This window comes from Adonisia turfae CCMR0081, assembly GCF_011009555.1.
GTDB classification, from domain to species: Bacteria; Cyanobacteriota; Cyanobacteriia; order Phormidesmidales; family Phormidesmidaceae; genus Leptothoe; species Leptothoe turfae.
This window is the reverse complement of record NZ_QXHD01000004.1, coordinates 594,801-613,379: the sequence shown is the minus strand read 5'-3', so window position 1 is coordinate 613,379 and position 18,579 is coordinate 594,801. Positions and strand designations below refer to the sequence as shown.

Here is an 18,579-nt window from a genome sequence, read left to right as displayed (position 1 = left end):
GGCTAGTCTCCCGCAGCATCCTGGGCCATCAACTGTTCAGCAATATCAGCTGGTACGCCAAAGCTAACTAATGTGGCAGCATCTACAGCACCGCCCCCTGACACAAGCACCTGCCAGGTTTCGTCAGTAAGTTCCAATACTGTTTGACCACCGGTCTCTCCCCATTGCCAGGTAGTCAGAGCATAGGTTTCAACGATGGTTGTGCGAGTAACTGAGGGTTGTTGGGTCGGTTCAGTGACATCGGCTAGAAGATAATCCAGAGTCGTTTGATTGACCTGTTCTGCGGGATCTTCAATGGCCTGAGCAATTTGAATTGGCTGGTTTGGAGGGGTGATCCCGTTCACGGTTGGACTGCTGATCACCACCAGCAGAATAGTGAAAACGAGAATAGTCCATAGACGATAGTGTTTTAAGCTCATGATGAAACTCTCCTAATTTTTCAAACGATAGATACGACTTTGACCAGCCCCGTAGACACCGGCAAAGTTAATGTCCGAATCCCAGGTAAACCGGGCACGACTGGAGGAATTAGATCTCACCTGGGTACAACCCTGGTTCATACAAATGCCGATATGGCCTGCTGTAGAAGCAATCACAATGTCACCGGGAGCTGCCTGGGACTGGCTAATCTGGGTGCCTCGGCCTGCTCGTAAATCTGCTTCAACAGAGGGCACATAGTTGGTATTGGCACCCACCGGCTGAATACCAGCATTCGCCAGCACTCGGTTCACTGCCCATGCACAGGCCAGATTGCCACCATCGGGACCAGACGAACTATCAAACCGACCCATCTCTCCCATAGATTGGAAGATGTGCTGGTTTAAATCCCCACCTGTTTGCTTAGCACAGCGTTTGCCGCCCCCTGATACCAGCGCAGTCTCATAGCTCTGGCGTAGCGTTTCACCATAGCTTTTGAGCGTCAGCCGTCCGTGGACATCGGAGGATCCCCCATCAATCTTGGCTCCTGGTCCGCCAAAGTGAATCTGGCCTACCCGTTCAATCAGACGACCACCGGAAAAGCCTTCTTGTTGAGCCTGGGCAATATTGCGATTCTGATCTTGTTTGAAAATGCCATCCTGACTGGTGGATGGAAAGAACCGATCAATCTCAGCGTTGCTGATCGCACTACCCGAATCGACTTTTGCTAGAAATGCTGCTCCACCAGACTGTTGTCGGATGATTGATCGCACATCGCTGCGGTAGCTCATGTACTGATAGCGACCTAACCCACGACCACAGTTGCCATCGCCATCACAGACATAGGCACCCACAGAATCGTAATGGCCTTCAATACTGGAGAATGCAGCGGCTAGAGCCGAATAATCCACCCCGCCGGGACCATCGCCACACAGACCAAAGCCATCGCTGGTAAATCCCGGCAATGCCTCTGTGGGAATGCCGAATTGCCTTGCCTGATCTAAAACTTCAGTGGGTAAAGACGCAGATGAACTACTGCCACCTTGACCGTCTAACAGGCCCACCAGCATCATCGTGGTTTCGCTATAGCTGAGGAAAGGAACCGGCCCGATAAAGTAAGGTGTACAACCCAGGTCCGGGATACCTCGCTTACAGATGCGGAAAAACAACGCTGTACTGACGGTTCCTGTTGATTCATCCACATCCCAGACAACAACCTTGGCCACCTTGCCAAAGGGATGCCTGCCGGTCGGTTCTTTGCCGCCATTGACCTGGCCCAGAATACCTTCACCCCCGCGCACTTCCTGGTATTTACCCGAAATCCATTGCTTACCGTGCACTGCAGGACTGGCCGTCAGTTCCACATGGGCGCAGTCAGTCTCACAGGCCACGTTAAAGCCCGCCTGGTAGCTGCCTGAAATTGTATTCTGTCGTGATTGTTCTGCAGGTCCATAAGCTACATCCACCTGACCCAGGAGTCCCACTGACCCAATGGGGTTGGGCATCTGGTCAAAGGGGACATCAGCTAAACCCGGAACTCCACCCAGAGTGCTATTGCCCCAGTCGGTGAAGTTCTGCAGGGGGACAGTGTCGAGACCCGGAATATCGGTGATCGCAAAACTGTTTAGCTGATCGCCCAGGTCACCCAGGTTTAACTGTCCCAGTGCTGGATACTCACCCAGTAGTTCTGCAATCGTGTCATTGGCCTGAGGGTTAAATCCCGGTGTTCCTGGCCAACGACTTGCAATCAGTTCCTGAATCGGTGGAACCGCACCAAGCTCAAAATTGCCCAGTCCTGGAATTGCGGTTACCAGATCATCCAGGCTTTGCCATGCAACCATCTCCAGGGCTCCCAGGGCTACTTGCTCAAGATCTAACTGGGTGAGTTGGGCAACCGAATAGAGATTAAATAGCTGGAGATAAAGGCTGGTTTGAAAGTCTCCTAGCTTCAGATAGGTGTCAGCAGTCTGCCCTGCCTGCCATACCCGAGAAAGGTCATAGTTGAGGGCATCATTCATTTCTGACGGAGCATCAAACGCACCATCGGAGAGAATGGGTGGCAGTGTACGAAATGTCAGCTGTGACCAATCAGGGATCTGACCATATTGGTTCTCCCAGGTGACACCCACTGTGGGAATTCCATAATCCTGAGCGGTGCTGATCGCACCCGACAGTAGCCATACGGCTAGAGTAACGACAACTATGATCAGAAAATTTCGTACTGTTATCAAGATTGGAGTTAGCATTGTCTACCTCCTTGTCCCAAATTCCATCAGCCGAGCGAGCAAATCTGGTGAGACGCCTGCTCGTTGAGCCGCATCCGCTATGGCGACACCATCTCGCATCAGCTGCAAACAAGTCTGAATCCGTGACCATAGGGGATCGCTGGGTGAGATCAGGCGACGGATTTGCGCCACCTGTAGCCCCTGTTCAATTTGTGTGACTGCGGTGAGTGTGGGATTATCCGATAGCTCAGGAGGCTGTTCCTGTTGCAGAGCCAGAACGGAATAGTCAGGCACTCCACCATCCGGGAAACTCAGCTGAAACGTATAGATATCAGTGTTGGTGAGGACTGTGAGAGTTGTTGTAGCTGTGGCCGGTAAATCGGGAAACTCAATGGGATGAATCCGTCGCAGATGGATTACAGTTGCGGCACAGCCTTCTGAAGTTCCCACCACACCACATCTGGGATCATCAAAATCTACGGTGACTTTTGAAAGATCATCTAACCAGGCTCGCTGAATGGTGGTATCCAGAGGACGAAAATTCAGAGTCACCCCATGACCCCGATGTAATTCCACATTAATGGCTCTCGATTCAGGCATTTCAACCGCACGAGTCTGGGCCATGGCAGGTCGGGCCAGTCCCCAGAGCAATAGAGCCATCGATAGCTTTATCAAATGCCGCATTATCCACCTCCCGCTACATGGGCAACTGCATTGAGGCATTTACAAACACCTGCACAGGAGTGTTCTCCTCCAGGTACAACACCTGAGGCCGTTGGGCGATAGCATCCCTGGCCTGTTGATTTCGTTCAGAAAGAATGTCTAGCAACACATCCGTGCCGCCTTCCAAAGCACCCGCTAAGACATTGGGGTCTGGATTCTCTTCTGTCACAACAGTGCTGTTGTCATTGGTTTGAACACGGGTATTAGGCCGAGTGTAGAGTTCTGATGCTCTGCGAACAGCGCCTAACGCCACTTCACTGGCATCAAGGGCTGCAATCTCACCACCCGGATCTCTATACCCTTGTGCAATCAGTGGATGACCATCGGCACCCCGAATCTGGACAACGGCATCAGGTAGAAGAATTTCTTGTTGATTGTTGCCCTCTTGCCAGGTAGCAGATACCGCTGATATTTCCACCAGCCGATCATCCCCCACAGGTTCCACTTCAACCGTGAGATCGCTTTCACTGGGAATGGCAGGTCGTCCTCGGTTATCCATCAGAGGCTCATTCAGACGCACCACGTAACGACCGGATTGTTCAGACTCATTGAGAACAACTGGAGTAGTCAATTCTCCAGCGGCATAGGTGCCTGACATCAGCGATGGTGGCTGGAGTGGTTCTTCAAGAATGCGAGCTTCGGCATCGCTCAAAATCTCAGGAGAAACCTGGGTCTGGAGAGTATTTTCGAGTGGCAACGTTTCAGGAATAGATGATTGTGTGTTTGCCACCAGAATAGGTTCGGATAGTTCTAACGGTGCCGGTTCTTCTGGAATGATTTCTGGCTCTGGTTCTTCAGGATCAGGGGATGATTGTGTTGGCACGGTAGCCATTACCGAGTGAGGAGAAATCTCGGCCACAGGAATGGTGTCGATTGCATTGCCTCCATCGATAGTTTCTGTTTGCTCTGTGGGTTCAATCGGTGGAACTGTGCCGTAGCTACCCAGGCGAGCCAGTGTTTGCCAACGTTCGGTGGGATCTGTGTCTGAGAAACGAGGTAAAGCAGCCGCTGTCACCGCAGGTGTAGGTCTCGGGGTAGGTCGATAATCAATAACCGGAGCTGGTCGTGGACTGGCACTAACAACGGGAGCGGAACTTGCAGGAGGCTTAGTGGTTACCTGGGGTGGTGCGGGCGTGGGTGTCGTTGTCGGTGTAGATGAAGACTTCGGTTTAACAGCTTCCTGAGATTGTTGTTGAACATACGCCTGATCACTCAAGGCCATATTGGATTTCAACCGAGCAACCTCGTTACGAGATTCTTCTAAGGCTACCTCAGTGATACTGGGTATCTCATTAGCTACCTCCGTATCCGTTGAGGCTTTAGAAGCTTCTACATCAGTTTTATCGGTCTTTGGTGCCACCAGAAAATACCCAGCTACACCAAAGACGGGCACCAGAGCTAGAGCTACGGCCATCAGTTTTGGCCCCGGCATCTTCCAGGCCGGTCGTTCTGATTTCATCTCCACCGCATCAAAGGCAGTTTCACTTACCAGGGGTTCTTCCAGGTTGGGTGCCCCGGTCATCTCCCGTAAACTCTCCAGGGTCGGTTCATCACTCATTGGCTGATCTCCTCTCCATGAATGGGTCGAATTTCATCGATCTGTAAGCCGCTTTCCAGCAGGCGATACACCACCTGTTGATAGTCCGATGCATTTTTGATTAGGGGTTTTCTAGGCGGCTCAATCGCCCGCACATAGAACCGTCGATTAAACGGAATCGTGGTACCAGATGGATTGGTGTCATCAAAGACAATGCGTGTGGCAATCAGGTCCACCTGCCATAGGCCCTCATTCACGACCTGAGGTAGTGAGACTTCTTGAGGGATAATCACCGCTGAAACCTGACCATCAAAGACGGCATCTGGAATAATCTCGGTGGCCAGCTGAGCCAGAAAGACATCACGAAAGTCACTAGACAACAGAAACCCGGCTTCCCAGGCAGATTCGGTGACCCTGTCTGTGCTTTTAACTTTGATGCCTTCTTCTTCAAGTGTCTCCGTTTCTTTACCCGGTATGGAACCCCAGGTAAAGGTCATCACCGCCCAGTCAGATACCACCCGACGAATGACTTCCGGTTCACGATAGTGAACATCGGCAGGTCTCACGGTAAAGGCACGGCCATCCACCTGCTGCACCAGGGTGGGAGATGGTTTATTGGCCAGTTTGGAAAAGGAAACAGCCAGCCAGAGCAGCGCAATTGTCAGAACGACAACACCTGCTGACAGTCCGGCAAAGGCCAGTGGCAGAATATCGGTGGAATCCAGTCTAGGGAGTCGCCCACGACGGGTGAGATCGCTAAATTGCATGGTGCGGTTTAGGGTAACGGCAGAGTCGATGAACCAATGGCGATAATGCGGGTAACACCACCGGAGATGCCGCGAAAGACGGCCATTCCGGCTCCCCCAGCAATGGATAGAGCCAATACCGGAGCCAGTACACTGATGAGTAGAAGAAAACCAAAATCACTCTGGGTCTGAACCTCAGCGGTAACAACAACGGTGGCAGCAAGACCGACAATGACGCTGTAGGAGAATTTGGCCATACCCAAACTGAAGAAACCGGTTAACCAGGCCCACAACGGTCGGCCTTGTAGAGGAACGGCTGAGCCTGCTACGGCAATCGGTCCCATCAGCCCTGTCAACAACATGGCCAGCTCTAGAATGTTGGCAAAGGCCCACTGCCAACCCTTGAGAATGTGTTCAGCTAGAGCATGACTGCCGGTTTGCACCAGGCTATGAACTAGAAAATCACCCAACGGATCTCCTCCAGCAGGTGGTGAGCCATCCTGGTAGTCCTGTTGAATCTGCTCACCAATTTGTCGCAACCGCTGGGACAGTCGCTGGAGTCCGGCACTCCAAAATCCGTTACGGCGATACTCCTGCTCCAGGGTTTGCTGTGCCCGTTCACCGGCATCTAAAAAGCAATCAATCTGGGCCTGCCCTTCCTTAGCATCACAGTCGGCATATTCTCGTTGAATCAATGCTTTGGCTTGCTGGGAAACAATCACATCGTTGAGGGCCTCCACCATGGAGACTTCGCCAATCTGCACCGATAGCACTACCTGAGTTTGGGCATTGATCACATCTCGCAATCCCAGAGTGACTGACCCAAGCAGGGAGCCATTATCAAACAACAGCACTGCGATCAGCAGCATCCAGAGCACATGGGGGAGTGCCGGAAAAATGCCTCGCTCCATGGCATCCTTAACCCAGCCTACGGCAAAGAAGATAAAGGTGCCCACCAGAATGATTGCTGCAAACTGGTTGATGCCGAGATAGAGACCATTGGACTGAGTAAAAATCTCTTGCCAGCGATCATCCCATGCTTGCTGAACGGCCTCAAGCTGCTGGATACTATCTTCGATAATGCTAAGGCCCCCGGTTACCTGGGCCAGGACATGGGCAGTCATGGGCATTACTCCTCTGATGAAGTCTGGGTGCCCAGCACACCAGGCAGATAGATAGGTGACTGGGCAGAACCGGAGATGGATACCTGACGTTCCAGTCGCTCCCGTCGATTGGATTCGTCAATACCCTCACTGGTGTCAGCAGCAAGTTGGGCCACAATGCCCTGCAGCTGTTGGAGCTGTAACAGTGTGGTGTGATTATCAGCCGTCAGCTGAGTTTGTTGAGTCAGCAGCTTGGCAATTTCGGCATCAATCTGGGCACTTTGTTTCATCACATCCTGGGTGACGCTCATGCCCTGAGCACTGTCTGCCAGTGAGACCACTTCTTCTGTTTGTTGTATGCTCTGATTGACCAGATCTGTTGTACGCTGGGCCGATTCTTCTAGCCAGGTGTTACCTTCTTCGCCGATAACCGGAGCCGCTAACGATCTGGCCATTTCCTGGTCTACCAGATTGCCCAGATCACGCTGTTGAACGACAGGACTGGTGGTGAGTACTCCAGCTCCCGTCACACCCTCAGCCGTACGTACTTTGTAGGGATCTGGAATCTCTGTTTGGGTACTGCCTTTGAGATCTTCCCACAACACACCCAAGGCAGTTTCCATAATGGTTTCTCGGATGGGATCTGCTCGCTGCCATTGGCCGACAAGTTGTTCCAACGGATTGAGATAGGTATCCAATACACCTTGATGCCAGCCATCGGGTAATCCACCGGGCAACAAGGATGCGGCAGCGGTGCCAATGGTAATTACCGGCACCAGGGTGCCAGTGCCAATCAGTAACCATCGCCAGCGTCGTTTTTTGGGTGTCATGGGAACCTCCTAGGGGTTAAGGATTGGGAGAAATTTGATCCATGGACTGGCCTGCTCGCACGGTTTGGACATAGGCTTGAGCAAAGGCCGCATAGCCTGCGAACTTGTTGTCATGTTGGGCCAGTACTCGCTGTCGAGCCCTTTGTTCTTTTTGGTTGTTGGCAACAGCGGCGAGTAGTTCAGGAGAAGGATAGTGAGAGCAGGGTGTGAGTCGAGCATCCGCATCGACTAGCCAGTGAGAACAGATTTGCACTGGATCAATACGAAACGCTTCATCGGTATTGGGCATCAGCACCTGGGGTGAGTAGCCAAACAGGGTTTCGTAGGAAGGTAGGGCGTTGGGCTGGATGGCCCCGATAAAGCGGGTATTGAGGTTTTGGAGAATTTGAGACCCGGCAACTGAATTGGCAATGGTGTCCGGGTCCTGGCCGATGATCAGGGGACGAATGCCGGACTTGGCTCCATTGGCGCAGACCTGGCCAATAATCTGGGCGATGCCGTTGTACTTGAACAGAATCGGACTTTCATCAATGGCCAGTAGTGAGTCAGACACTTCCAGGGCTCGTCGAAAAGCCATGGACTGAGCCGATAGGGCCAGTACAGCCGCTTCAATGTTGTCGCCCACATTGCGTAGGGCAAAGACGGTGAGCTGAGCATCGGTACGGATAGTGGAGGGTTTCGAAATGGCTCGACCCACCCGACTGGATAACCAACCCCGCAATTCCAACAAAATGGTGGCTAAAGCTTCCTGGATTAAGGGAGAATTTACCTCCAGTTTCAGACCGGCGATGGTTTCAACAAAGTCAGCCAGGGTGGGCATTTGTTGCCAGGCGTTACTGCCAAAGCCGTCGTCAAAAGCGGCATCATACCGGCTGAGAATAGCGTTATCGGTAAAGAACTCTGCCAGCCCCTGCCATAGCAATGTATGGACTCGTTTGCCGAGCTGATTCTCGGTTTCGGTCCCCATCACCATGGTGTCCAGAGCTTTGACGAGAAATTCTTTGTAGTCGTCTAACCGTTCCTGGTGTTGTTTTTCATCCAGGTGGCGCAGATCTGGAATTTGAAACAGGTTGTTGGATTCAGAGCCGATATCAAAGTAGGCTCCCTGGTCACCAAAGAACTTCACCAGGTCGGTATAGGTGGTGGTGCCATCCGGTTTGGGATAGTCCAGGGAAATCACGTTCATGCCACAGGCAATGGCCCAGACAAAGATTTCAGCGGCCAGAACTGATTTACCACTGCGGGTTTCACCAAAGATCAGGATGCCACGATGCTTTTGAGCAAAGTCGATTTGAATGGGCATCCGACCCTGATGGGTGATCAGTTCAATCCCTCGACTATCTACCGCACGAGGAAAGGCCACGGGCATCAGTCCGGGGGCTTCATGGGTAAGATAGAGCTGTCTACGACCATCTTCCAGTAACCAGCCAGAGACAATGGGAAGCGACCTGAGCCACAGCTGCCAGGCGACTTCAGTTTCTCGAATGAAATCTCCCTGGTGGAAGGCATTGGTCAACTGCTGGCTAGCTTCACTCAGTTCAGTGGGGTTATTGCGATGGAGAAAGACGACGACACTGACCCAGATGGGTAAGGCTCCTTCGTAGATTTTTTCTTGGGCAGCCACCCCCTGCTTCAGCCGCATTTGGGAGGCCACATCCACATCTTTGAGTAAATTGGCTCGGAACGTGGCGGTCATATTCTGTCGGGTAAGTCGCTGGAGACTCATGCGGGTCATGGTCCGGTCGGCTGCCGCTAGCTCGCAAACACAGTCGTAATCGGCAAATTGAGAGAGTGCCTGCCACAGGTAGTAGAGCTGATGCTCAGGGGAGGTAAAACCTGCGGGTTTCGATTCCAGGACAACAGCACCGATACATTTACCTTTGACGCGCACCCACTGCCGATCTGCTTTTGGGTGAGTGGGATGGCCATGTTCTCCCCGAATCAAGACAGAACTGGCATGGAGGGGAACGGTGACGGTTTCTTGAAGGGATAATTGCCCCGTCTGATCGCTCAGGGTGAGGCACTGGGGGACAGGCGGAGCAGCAGACTGGTTGAACTGAGTCCAGAGATAGCTCCAGAGAGCATCGGCATCCATGGGTGAAGCCTGTAAGCCCATGCGACTATTAAGCTGTTGTTTCCAATGGAGATACCCATCGGTAAAGGCTTGATTCAATAGTTGCTGATAGTGCTGAGATTCTTTTTCTTGCTTAAGCCCTTTAAAGGTGTCGTACCGACTGATAATCCAGGCAAGGGCCTGCTCCAGTCGATCTGAGCGGGCTTCTTTGCCCGGTTCTAAAACATAGGTGGCAAACAGGTAAAGATGTTTGGGTTGCCGTTGTCCTGTGGCTGTACGGTCACGAGTTGCCCGCTGTTGAGCCAGCAATAGAAACTGAGATTCCAACGTTGAGGTGGACTCTATGCGATCTGAGAGTTCTTGCTGTCGTTGGTGATCGATACCGATTGATCGTAAATGAATCCGTAGCCGATCTCCCGGTCGAAAGCCTTGAAGCCCCGATTCTAAACGCGCCAAAACAGTCTCTGCTTGGCCGTCTGCTAGCAGGGTGTGAATACCTACTGCTTGAAAGCCAAAGACAAAACTGAGCTGATTGCGATAGTTCAGCAGATAGGCTCCCACATCCCGGTCTCTCACCTGGAGGCGACAGATACACTCCAGGTGAGATTCATCTTCAAAGGGTTTGAATCGGTAGCGTTGAGCCCCGATGCGTTGTTTGGTTGTGCTCATGGTGTAAGTGCGGTTGATAGACCACATGTCCCCGATTCCAGTCGGGAACCGGCACGAACGTATGGGTGAATTTCCAGGTCTTCTCGCCCACTACTATCCACCAGGTACTCATGCCCCAGGCGCTGGCCAAAAGAAAGAGGCTAAAGCCGAGCTGCAGAACCACCTGGATCAGCACATAGGAGCCAACAAGTATGGCACCACTGGGGGCAAGGAGATTGGAGGGAATGGGGCCGAGGCTGGGAGTCTGTCCAATACTTTGGTTAATGGGACAGAACAGGTTAGAGTCCTCGACCATGGGCTATACGCCAAAGAACAATTGACTTAAGCCTTCGACCACAACCACCGCAGCGATAATAATGAAGGCATTTTGGAGGAGGGGTTGCCATTGTTCTCCCCGCTGGGCCTGGTAGATGGCGAAGAAGACAAAGCCCACTGCCGAAATCCAGACGACAATGCGCAACATGCCGAATAGGAAATCAATGATGCCCTGGTCAATGTATTGACCAAAGATGGTTTGGGCCTGATCTTCTGCGGTGCCAAATAGTTGAGCAAAGGCGGGATTGGCCTGGAAAATGATAAATGCGAACAACAGAATACCGCCGAGAATGCCCATCATGCGCCAGCGACTCAGGCGACTAAAGCGAGCATTCAAATGAGCGAATGGAAAATGCCCTAAGGCTGGGACATTGAATCGTAATGAACGTTGAATCATGGTCCGACTCCTGTAAATGGAATTGCCTGGAAGTCGGTAGATAGAACCTTGACACGGTGTGGTGGTGTGTCCGTGAGATGACAAGTGATCACTTCAGGACATGGGTGAGTAGCACTAAATCATAAAAAGTACTACTTAGTAATACTGATCGAAGTCTACAGAATAGAACCTATTCTTTGGCTTTACTTAAGGATTGTTTATCAAAGGTTACGAAGCAATGTGTGATGATTGCTCCCAATCACCTGCAGTTGTTCAGGTTCAGATATTGTAGGAATCTAGACAGGTAAAGTACTACGTTTTAGGGATTAAGGAAATCTATATCGGCTTTATGGTTCTTTGTAAAGACCTTAGTGCTTCTATAAAGCTGATATGGGTAATGATGCTCTCAAAGTCCTAAGGGGTAGGATAAAGGTAAATCTTTGGAAACAAATATCTGATGGTAGAGTCTGCCTCGTCTGGGAAACGTGCAAAAGCGAGCGATGATGACGCTCAAGAGGCAGGGTGCCGACCGACGTTCTACATGAGTACTGAGCTACTGGCTGAGATCAATGCTCAGTGTGAGGCGGAGGGGAATAAGAAGCGGTCTCCGTTTTTGGTGGAATTGCTGGAGCTAGTGCTGACATCGCCTATGGGGCAGCAGCTTCGGGAAAATGCTCAGCAGAATCGGCGCGGACTGGTGCATGAGTTGGAAGCAAATCTGCTGCTCTTTAATGAACACATTCCAACGGAACGGATTGAGGAGTTAGCAGCCGCCAGTCAGCGGAACCCGGACCAGATGCTAGTGCGGTTGGTTTTACTGGGGCTCAGGGTTTATGAGCGCTCCATTGCACGGATGGAAGCGGAAATTGATGCCAGCAGTGGTTTGACCTAGTTATTTATTAACCTTCAAATAAGGATAAATCCGGATATGGGTCTTTCGGCAAGCAGTAAGAAATAGCCGTAACAGTTTGTTTGTCAGCTACGATTGATATTAGACAAGCATTTTGACGGAATCGGGGGACTAGGTTACGGACGTTTTTGTTAGCTGATTGTCCTGAAGAGTCACGTTGAAATGGTCAGTGCTTATCTGATTCATGGGTCTCGATTTCGGCCAGCCATAGGCGTTTGCCCGTGTAGATGGAGCACTCCAATCGCTGGATAGGGGATTGGAGTGCTTATGGAGCGGTATCGGACGCGACGGTATGTCGCGCTTACTTGGGCTGATGCGTTACGACTGGCAGTGTTGGATGGAACACCTGCTGAGAAGATCTTATATGCGTCTGATGTAGCACTAACCCACCGTACCGAATGGTGGGCATGGTGGTCTGACCTGAAAATGACGACAGCCATTGGATTACCTCAAGCACCACAGCCACAAGGCTTAGCATCGGACGCCGCACAGCTAATGTCTGAGGTGTGGGAAAGTGATGTGATTGAGCCGGAATGTGGCTGGCCACTGCTGGCTGAAGTCAGGCAAATTTTGAATCGGACAGTGATCTGGCGGGCTGACCAACGGGGGCAGTATCAGCCTGAAACCTGGGAGCGATTGAGGGTTGTACTTGAGGCTGATAGGGAAGCCATACTCTATCGGGTTGGGCAGGGTTATGAAGACGGCTACTACTGTGACGTAACCCGCGATCTACCGTCTGGCTTGACCGATCTGGGTAGATGATTTCTGCTGGCTCTAAAGGCTAAGATAGGGCTATCGCATGGCTATTGCTAGAGGCTTTGATTGCTATGACCCAAGCCATTACGCGTCCCTTATCGTTTATGGAGTTTGTTGATTTTGAAGATGGCAACGAACTCCATGAGTATGAGTTAGTCGGTGGTAGGTTACTGCTAATGCCTGAACCGGATGATTGGCATGAGGAAATTCTTGAGTTCTTGTCGTTTATGTTTGAACTCCAGTATCGGCGAAATAAGCTGAGCTACTCGGTGCGTAAGCGTAATGCGCTGATGATTGATAATGTGCGAGGGCGACGGCCTGATGTGGCGGTGATTGATCGGTCCCCTACTCGACGAGAAGATCGTAAACCAGGAATTCGGACTGTTCCTAAATTTGTTGTGGAGATTGCTTCTGGAAACTGGAGTACGGATTTGGTTGATAAACAAGAAGAGTATGAGGCTCTAAAGGTTGAGGAATATTGGATTGTCGATTATCGAGGACAAATTCCAGCTAAATATTGTTTACGGGGCAAGGGACCAAAAATTATTGTTCTTAAGCTCACAGATGGGATTTATCAGAAGACTGAGTATTTGCAGGGAAAAGTTGTTCCTTGTATAACATTTCCAGAATTTGCACTGACTGTTGACCAAATCCTAGCATCAGAGGAATAAATCAAAGTTTGAACCGTACATTGGGGTGAGCAGTGAAAATATCACTAACCTGAAACGTAAGAATGGCGAAGATTGAACGACAAAATAACAGGTAACAGAAGAACACTCATTTGCAATGATATCGCTATAGTTAATACTGAGATTACATTACTAACAGGTTGGAGCTTTTCTCGTGTAAGAGGATAAGATGCCTATCGTATAGCAAGATAAAAGATAAAAGATAAAAGTTCGAGGTGACTATCAAGTCATGGGTAGGGAAACAGCTCAAATCTGCTGTTGAAGCTTTAAAAAGCTTCAACAGCAGATTTGAGTAAGAAAATTTCTTCTAATTAGTTTAGAAGGGCTTTTACTAATAGTAGAGAGTTTATCTTTAAGTAAATTTTTGTAAGCCCTTTAGATTCTACTATCACGGTGCTATTTTTCTTTAGCAAATTATCGAGTTGTCAGTAGCGACAATACGACCACTGGCATAAGACTGTCTAGCTCCTTCATGGACTTAAAGATAAGTACCCTTTAGGGTAATTTAAAGTTTTCAATGCTTTCCTTATAGTGGAACTAATGTGTAGACGTTATGAGAACTTAAACAGTTTGCTAGACAGTTGATTAAAAGTTTGGGGAAACTATGAGGTTATAGTTGGGGGATAAGGTCTGAAACATATATAGAATAAATCTTTTAGCAATCTTAGTAGCAGCGTTGGTTAGGGGACGTTTATCTAATTAGGTTGTAAGGGTTCTTGCAATCAAAAGCTTTGATTAGGAGGTTAAGCATGGTAACTGAACCCTTATCTCTTCACTCTGCACCTACAAATCTCGCTCAAGGAGGAGCAAACAACCCATCTGAAATTCACGTAGCAGATATTTTGGGAAATATTGCCCAAGGCATATTAGTGACAACCTGTGAAGGTAATTGTTTCTATAGCAATCCGTATGCCCATTGGATTAACAGTCAACTTATGACTTTGGAGCCACAATCGAAGGAAATTGCATCTGTAATATGGGAAGTATGCCAGACTTTTATGAACGTATGCTACCGCACTGAAGACCTAACCCATATCAGTGATTTTATTTGTCAAACATCACTATTCCCCAGTATAAGAATCCGAGTATCTTGGATATCTACAAAAACATTTTCAGAACCTTTACTACTCATAAATTTGGAGGATCAAAGCCGTGTAACACACCAAACCGCATTATTTGAAGCCAAGCATTACCAACTCACTCAACGTGAAACTGAGGTTTGGCTCTTACGGAGTAAGGGGTATAGATATGAGCAAATCGCTCAAAGGCTATATATCAGTCACAACACTGTAAAAAGGCACCTCAAAAGCATTTTTGCGAAACGAGAAGTTGTACAGCTGTGTGCTTAAAACTGATTAGAAAAATGTCGAGTAACCAGTAAAAAATTATGGCTAGCCTCTATGCATTATTGGTAGGGATTAACGACTATCCTGCTCCAATCCCTCGTTTGAGCGGTGCAGTCCAGGATGTAGAGGCAATGGCCACTTATCTTGAGGACAAAGCAGCTCAAGAAGGTACTGAACTACATTTACTCACCCTTAAGGATCAAGAGGCCACCCGAGAATCGCTTATTCAGGCCTTTCGTCAGCATCTAGTCCAGGCAACTCAGAACGACATTGTATTATTTGCTTTTAGTGGTCATGGAGCTCAAGAAGTCACTCATGAAGCTTTTTGGACTATAGAACCCGATCGCATGAATGAGACGCTAGTTTGTTGGGATAGCCGTCTTGACGGAGCCCGAGATCTTACAGATAAAGAGTTGGGAAAACTAATCTCAGAAGTTGCCTACAATGATCCCCAGATTACAATCATCTTAGATTGTTGCCATTCTGGTTCAGGTAGTCGTCCTCTTAATGTCCGTCGTATTGAGCCCGACCAGCGTCCACGGGCACTAGATAGCTACTTATATTCCCCACAGGAACTAATTCCTTTAACCCAAAGTCAAGACCTAGAAAGATCCAAAACAAGTTTTCCTTTTCAAGGAAGGCACATATTGTTATCAGCCTGTCGGGATTTTGAGACTGCCAAAGAATATACCTCTAAAAAGCGTGGAGCCTTTTCGTATTTTCTATTGGAAACGTTACAGCACGCTAACTCATCACTCACCTACCGAGAGGTTTTTAAGCGCACTGATGCTTTAATTCGAGGTCAGGTACCTGAGCAGTCCCCTCAACTGGAAGCAACACACTCCGAGGATTTAGATCGTATTTTCCTAGCTAATTCTGTTAGCCACAAGCGGACTTTCTTAACGGTTTCTCATCACTCAACCTACGGTTGGATTATGGATGCTGGTGAAGTTCATGGTATTCCTGCACCTGAGAACAGTGAAACAGTTTGCCTGGCTTTGTTTCGTTTTGATAGTCCTGATCATAAGTTATCTCAACCTGCTGAAGCCATTGGTGTAGCCCAGGTCACTCAGGTTTTACCACAACTTAGTTTTCTCAGTATTGAAGGAATCGATGCTACGCAAACTAATAAAGTATTTAAGGCGGTAATTACTCATTTACCCCTGGTTCCTCTAGATATCAGACTTGTAGGGGATGAAATAGGCATAGCATTACTACAGGCTGCTTTGTCAGAGGCAAACGCTGGCCAGTCATCGCTGTATGTTAGGGCAGCATTAGACGCTTCCGAAGCCCAGCTTCAAGTTCTGGCAAAGAATAATCAATATTGGATTACAGAACCTGCTAGTACCCATCCTCTTGTTAGAGAACTCACTGGATTTAATCGTACCGTAGCGGATCAGGTAGTTCAGCGACTAGAGCATATAGCTCGGTGGATTACTGTATCAAAACTGAGTAGCCCAGCCACCAGCCAAATTCCAGCAGATGCAATCCAATTGCAAATCTATGAAAATGAAAAAGAAGTTCAGACATCACAGGTGGTGCTTGCCTATAAATACCAAAATGGCCGATGGCAACAACCCAAATTTAAACTAAAGCTAACTAATACGAGTGAACAGGTACTTTACTGTGCTGTCCTGGACCTAACCGAACAGTATGCTATTAGCGCAGCCTTTTTTGAAGCTGGTAGTGTGTGTCTAAGGCCCGGTGAAGAAGCTTGGGCACTGGGGGGGCAGGCTCTATATGCCTCAGTTCCTAAAGAACTTTGGCGACAGGGAGTTACTGAAACACGCGACATCCTTAAGTTAATTGTCAGCACGGCTGCTTTTGATCCTCGCTTATTAGAACAGGGTGACTTAGATGCATCTCGGGTAAGGGAAACAACTCGCAATTTAGCCTCTCAACGTGGCTTACTCAATCGTCTTATGCAGCGTGTGCAAACACGTGCCGTTAGTACAAAGCCAGAAGAGGAGTCTTTTGATGATTGGATTACTAGCCAAACGACGCTCACTGTAGTACGGCCTTCAGACAAAAAATCGATTCCGAACACTGGAATTCCCTTGGAGATAGGCGCTGATGTTGCCATTCATCCTCATCCATCTCTGCAGGCAAAGGCTCAGTTGACGTCTTTACCTCAGATTACTCGCGACTTGGAACAGCCGACACTACCGGCCATCTTTAACCAGGATAGTGATGATAGCGAACGGGTGTACTTTACCCGTAGTCGAGGTAGTGATCCTGGATTAAGTGTTTTGGAGTTAAACCAAATTGTTCCTGAGACAATTCATACCGTGACTCCTGAAACGCCTTTACAATTGACGGTCAAATTACCATTGGAGTCTGGAGAGCATATTCTACCAGTTGCGTATGACGGTGAATTTTTTATTCCCTTAGGACATTCGTCCCGTAGACCAGATGGTATGGAGATTTTGATTGAAAGGCTGCCTACCCCCATCGGACAGGGAGAACGTAGCTTAGGTGGTTCGATTCGGATCTTTTTCCAGAAAATTCTCAGTAACAAGTTGGGGCTGGAATTTGACTATCCTCAGCTAGCCGCTGTCTATCTACGCCCCAACAATGAAGTGGTATATGAAAAAGAACAGTCAGTGATTCAAGCTCAAGTAGCTGAAGCCAAACAGATATTACTAGTGATCCATGGCTTATTGGGAGATACGTCTAATCTGATTGCTGGTTTGCAGGCTGGTAAATCGGCAGCCAAGTTTATTCGGGCGCAGTATGATTTGGTCTTAGGATTTGACTACGAAAGCTTTAATACCTCTGTAGAAGAAACAACACGGCAGCTTAAGCAATGCCTCAATTGGGTTGGATTAGGGGAAAATCACCAAAAGAAACTCGATGTAGTGGGCTATGAACTGGGTGGTTTAATTGGCCGTTGGCTGATTGAGCGGGAAAATGGCAACACAATTGTCAGCCATTTAGTACTAGTTGGTACGCCAAATGGCGGAACACCTTGGGTAACAATACAAGCATGGGCTACAACAGCATTAGGTATCGGGTTAAATATGCTGATGCCAGTGGCATGGCCCATTAGAGCTATTGGTAGTTTAGTTGCGGCTATTGAGGTATTTGATGTGACTTTAGATCAGATACAACCAGGTTCTGAATTGTTGAAATCCCTTGAGGCAAGTACTAATCCTGAGGTTCCTTACTCGCTTATGGTAGGTACTGCTTCAGTTAAACCAGCAGTACAATCAGCAACTCAAGGCCAAGTAAGCACTTTACAGCGTTTGGTTAATAAATTGATTGGTGGGGCAGCAGATCTCACATTCCTCGGACAACCAAACGATCTTTTCGCAAGCGCTCACAGCTTGAAACATATTAACCAAGCATTTTCTTCCTCTGTAGTGTGTGTTGAAGTACCTTGTGACCATTTCACTTACTTTCAATCAGACAGTGGGCAAAAGGGCTTAGTTGAGTTGCTAAATCGAATCAACTCTTAGAAATGTCTAAGTATCAGAAAAATTGAGCTTAAGAAAGTTTAATTTGTAGCATGGAGAATAAGTCAATGCATTTGCTGAATAAGCAGTGGTGGAAAGTTTAGGGAAACCCTCAACTTCGGCAACCACCCTGAACTTGAAAGTGCTGGGAATATTAAGTTATAGCCTATTGAAGTTTAATTAGCTTGAGGGTAGTTGCTCTAGCTATGCTTAGAATAGCTGAGATTAATTTTCTGCTGCTTACATCGAGTATTTCGCTAGGAGGTGAGTAAGATGAATCTTTAGCTGTGTTATTTCAAGGGTATTAACCAGAATAGACGTGTATATGACTTTAATCGGGAAAAATTGTGTGCCAATCAGATTATCGTCCTGAGTAATACTACACTCTAATACTTCTCTCATAGATTG

At 48.6% G+C, this 18,579-nt stretch carries 15 protein-coding genes; 5 read left to right on the top strand and 10 right to left on the bottom strand.

The window, feature by feature from the left end; genetic code table 11:
• Nucleotides 1-2: 2 nt before the first annotated feature.
• Genes DXZ20_RS06860 through DXZ20_RS06815 form a run of 10 tightly spaced genes read right to left on the bottom strand, consistent with a single transcriptional unit; the run spans nucleotide 3 to nucleotide 11,036 of the window.
• Nucleotides 3-419, bottom strand: a complete 417-nt coding sequence (locus DXZ20_RS06860; protein WP_163697240.1) for a hypothetical protein — start codon at nucleotides 417-419, stop codon at nucleotides 3-5.
• A gap of 12 nt (nucleotides 420-431) precedes the next feature.
• The gene (locus DXZ20_RS06855; RefSeq protein ID WP_163697239.1) at nucleotides 432-2,663 is read right to left on the bottom strand and encodes a hypothetical protein; all 2,232 of its coding nucleotides are present in this window, start codon (nucleotides 2,661-2,663) and stop codon (nucleotides 432-434) included.
• A gap of 3 nt (nucleotides 2,664-2,666) precedes the next feature.
• Nucleotides 2,667-3,326 (bottom strand): hypothetical protein, encoded by a 660-nt coding sequence (locus DXZ20_RS06850; RefSeq protein ID WP_163697237.1) that lies wholly within the window; start codon nucleotides 3,324-3,326, stop codon nucleotides 2,667-2,669.
• Nucleotides 3,327-3,339: 13 nt separating this feature from the next.
• Nucleotides 3,340-4,923, bottom strand: coding sequence for a TrbI/VirB10 family protein (locus tag DXZ20_RS06845; protein WP_163697235.1), 1,584 nt, complete (start codon nucleotides 4,921-4,923; stop codon nucleotides 3,340-3,342).
• Entirely contained in the window at nucleotides 4,920-5,669 is a 750-nt protein-coding gene (locus DXZ20_RS06840) for a hypothetical protein (protein ID WP_163697233.1), read from the bottom strand. The genes DXZ20_RS06845 and DXZ20_RS06840 overlap by 4 nt, the downstream gene beginning before the upstream one ends.
• 8 nt (nucleotides 5,670-5,677) lie before the next feature.
• Nucleotides 5,678-6,772 carry a hypothetical protein gene (locus DXZ20_RS06835; RefSeq protein WP_163697231.1) on the bottom strand — a complete coding sequence of 365 codons (1,095 nt, stop codon included), beginning with the start codon at nucleotides 6,770-6,772 and terminating at the stop codon, nucleotides 5,678-5,680.
• Between the two features lie 5 nt (nucleotides 6,773-6,777).
• Entirely contained in the window at nucleotides 6,778-7,581 is an 804-nt protein-coding gene (locus DXZ20_RS06830) for a hypothetical protein (protein WP_163697228.1), read from the bottom strand.
• 16 nt (nucleotides 7,582-7,597) lie between these two features.
• Nucleotides 7,598-10,324 carry a hypothetical protein gene (locus DXZ20_RS06825; RefSeq protein WP_163697226.1) on the bottom strand — a complete coding sequence of 909 codons (2,727 nt, stop codon included), beginning with the start codon at nucleotides 10,322-10,324 and terminating at the stop codon, nucleotides 7,598-7,600.
• The gene (locus tag DXZ20_RS06820) at nucleotides 10,269-10,619 is read right to left on the bottom strand and encodes a hypothetical protein (RefSeq protein ID WP_163697224.1); all 351 of its coding nucleotides are present in this window, start codon (nucleotides 10,617-10,619) and stop codon (nucleotides 10,269-10,271) included. The genes DXZ20_RS06825 and DXZ20_RS06820 overlap by 56 nt, the downstream gene beginning before the upstream one ends.
• 3 nt (nucleotides 10,620-10,622) lie before the next feature.
• Complete coding sequence (locus DXZ20_RS06815) at nucleotides 10,623-11,036, bottom strand: hypothetical protein (protein ID WP_163697222.1); 414 nt, start codon at nucleotides 11,034-11,036, stop codon at nucleotides 10,623-10,625.
• 436 nt (nucleotides 11,037-11,472) lie between these two features.
• Between DXZ20_RS06815 and DXZ20_RS06810 the strand changes: the two genes are divergently transcribed.
• The 5 genes from DXZ20_RS06810 (at nucleotide 11,473) to DXZ20_RS06790 (ending at nucleotide 18,174) form a co-directional block, all read left to right on the top strand.
• Complete coding sequence (locus tag DXZ20_RS06810) at nucleotides 11,473-11,907, top strand: hypothetical protein (RefSeq protein WP_163697220.1); 435 nt, start codon at nucleotides 11,473-11,475, stop codon at nucleotides 11,905-11,907.
• A 285-nt stretch (nucleotides 11,908-12,192) separates the two neighbouring features.
• The gene (locus DXZ20_RS06805; protein ID WP_163697219.1) at nucleotides 12,193-12,687 is read left to right on the top strand and encodes a hypothetical protein; all 495 of its coding nucleotides are present in this window, start codon (nucleotides 12,193-12,195) and stop codon (nucleotides 12,685-12,687) included.
• Between the two features lie 65 nt (nucleotides 12,688-12,752).
• Nucleotides 12,753-13,352 (top strand): Uma2 family endonuclease, encoded by a 600-nt coding sequence (locus tag DXZ20_RS06800; protein ID WP_163697216.1) that lies wholly within the window; start codon nucleotides 12,753-12,755, stop codon nucleotides 13,350-13,352.
• Nucleotides 13,353-14,119: 767 nt separating this feature from the next.
• A complete protein-coding gene (locus DXZ20_RS06795; protein WP_163697214.1) occupies nucleotides 14,120-14,719 on the top strand; it encodes a helix-turn-helix transcriptional regulator in 600 nt (199 codons plus the stop codon).
• Nucleotides 14,720-14,757: 38 nt separating this feature from the next.
• Nucleotides 14,758-18,174 (top strand): caspase family protein, encoded by a 3,417-nt coding sequence (locus DXZ20_RS06790; RefSeq protein WP_163697212.1) that lies wholly within the window; start codon nucleotides 14,758-14,760, stop codon nucleotides 18,172-18,174.
• The last annotated feature ends 405 nt before the right edge of the window (nucleotides 18,175-18,579 follow it).

What these genes read in the sequence shown, in the direction of transcription:
- DXZ20_RS06860 (WP_163697240.1), bottom strand. Translation starts at nt 419, where the DNA reads ATGAGCTTAAAACACTATCGTCTATGGACTATTCTCGTTTTCACTATT.
- DXZ20_RS06855 (WP_163697239.1), bottom strand. Translation starts at nt 2,663, where the DNA reads ATGCTAACTCCAATCTTGATAACAGTACGAAATTTTCTGATCATAGTT.
- DXZ20_RS06850 (WP_163697237.1), bottom strand. Translation starts at nt 3,326, where the DNA reads ATGCGGCATTTGATAAAGCTATCGATGGCTCTATTGCTCTGGGGACTG.
- DXZ20_RS06845 (WP_163697235.1), bottom strand. Translation starts at nt 4,923, where the DNA reads ATGAGTGATGAACCGACCCTGGAGAGTTTACGGGAGATGACCGGGGCA.
- DXZ20_RS06840 (WP_163697233.1), bottom strand. Translation starts at nt 5,669, where the DNA reads ATGCAATTTAGCGATCTCACCCGTCGTGGGCGACTCCCTAGACTGGAT.
- DXZ20_RS06835 (WP_163697231.1), bottom strand. Translation starts at nt 6,772, where the DNA reads ATGACTGCCCATGTCCTGGCCCAGGTAACCGGGGGCCTTAGCATTATC.
- DXZ20_RS06830 (WP_163697228.1), bottom strand. Translation starts at nt 7,581, where the DNA reads ATGACACCCAAAAAACGACGCTGGCGATGGTTACTGATTGGCACTGGC.
- DXZ20_RS06825 (WP_163697226.1), bottom strand. Translation starts at nt 10,324, where the DNA reads ATGAGCACAACCAAACAACGCATCGGGGCTCAACGCTACCGATTCAAA.
- DXZ20_RS06820 (WP_163697224.1), bottom strand. Translation starts at nt 10,619, where the DNA reads ATGGTCGAGGACTCTAACCTGTTCTGTCCCATTAACCAAAGTATTGGA.
- DXZ20_RS06815 (WP_163697222.1), bottom strand. Translation starts at nt 11,036, where the DNA reads ATGATTCAACGTTCATTACGATTCAATGTCCCAGCCTTAGGGCATTTT.
- DXZ20_RS06810 (WP_163697220.1), top strand. Translation starts at nt 11,473, where the DNA reads ATGGTAGAGTCTGCCTCGTCTGGGAAACGTGCAAAAGCGAGCGATGAT.
- DXZ20_RS06805 (WP_163697219.1), top strand. Translation starts at nt 12,193, where the DNA reads ATGGAGCGGTATCGGACGCGACGGTATGTCGCGCTTACTTGGGCTGAT.
- DXZ20_RS06800 (WP_163697216.1), top strand. Translation starts at nt 12,753, where the DNA reads ATGACCCAAGCCATTACGCGTCCCTTATCGTTTATGGAGTTTGTTGAT.
- DXZ20_RS06795 (WP_163697214.1), top strand. Translation starts at nt 14,120, where the DNA reads ATGGTAACTGAACCCTTATCTCTTCACTCTGCACCTACAAATCTCGCT.
- DXZ20_RS06790 (WP_163697212.1), top strand. Translation starts at nt 14,758, where the DNA reads ATGGCTAGCCTCTATGCATTATTGGTAGGGATTAACGACTATCCTGCT.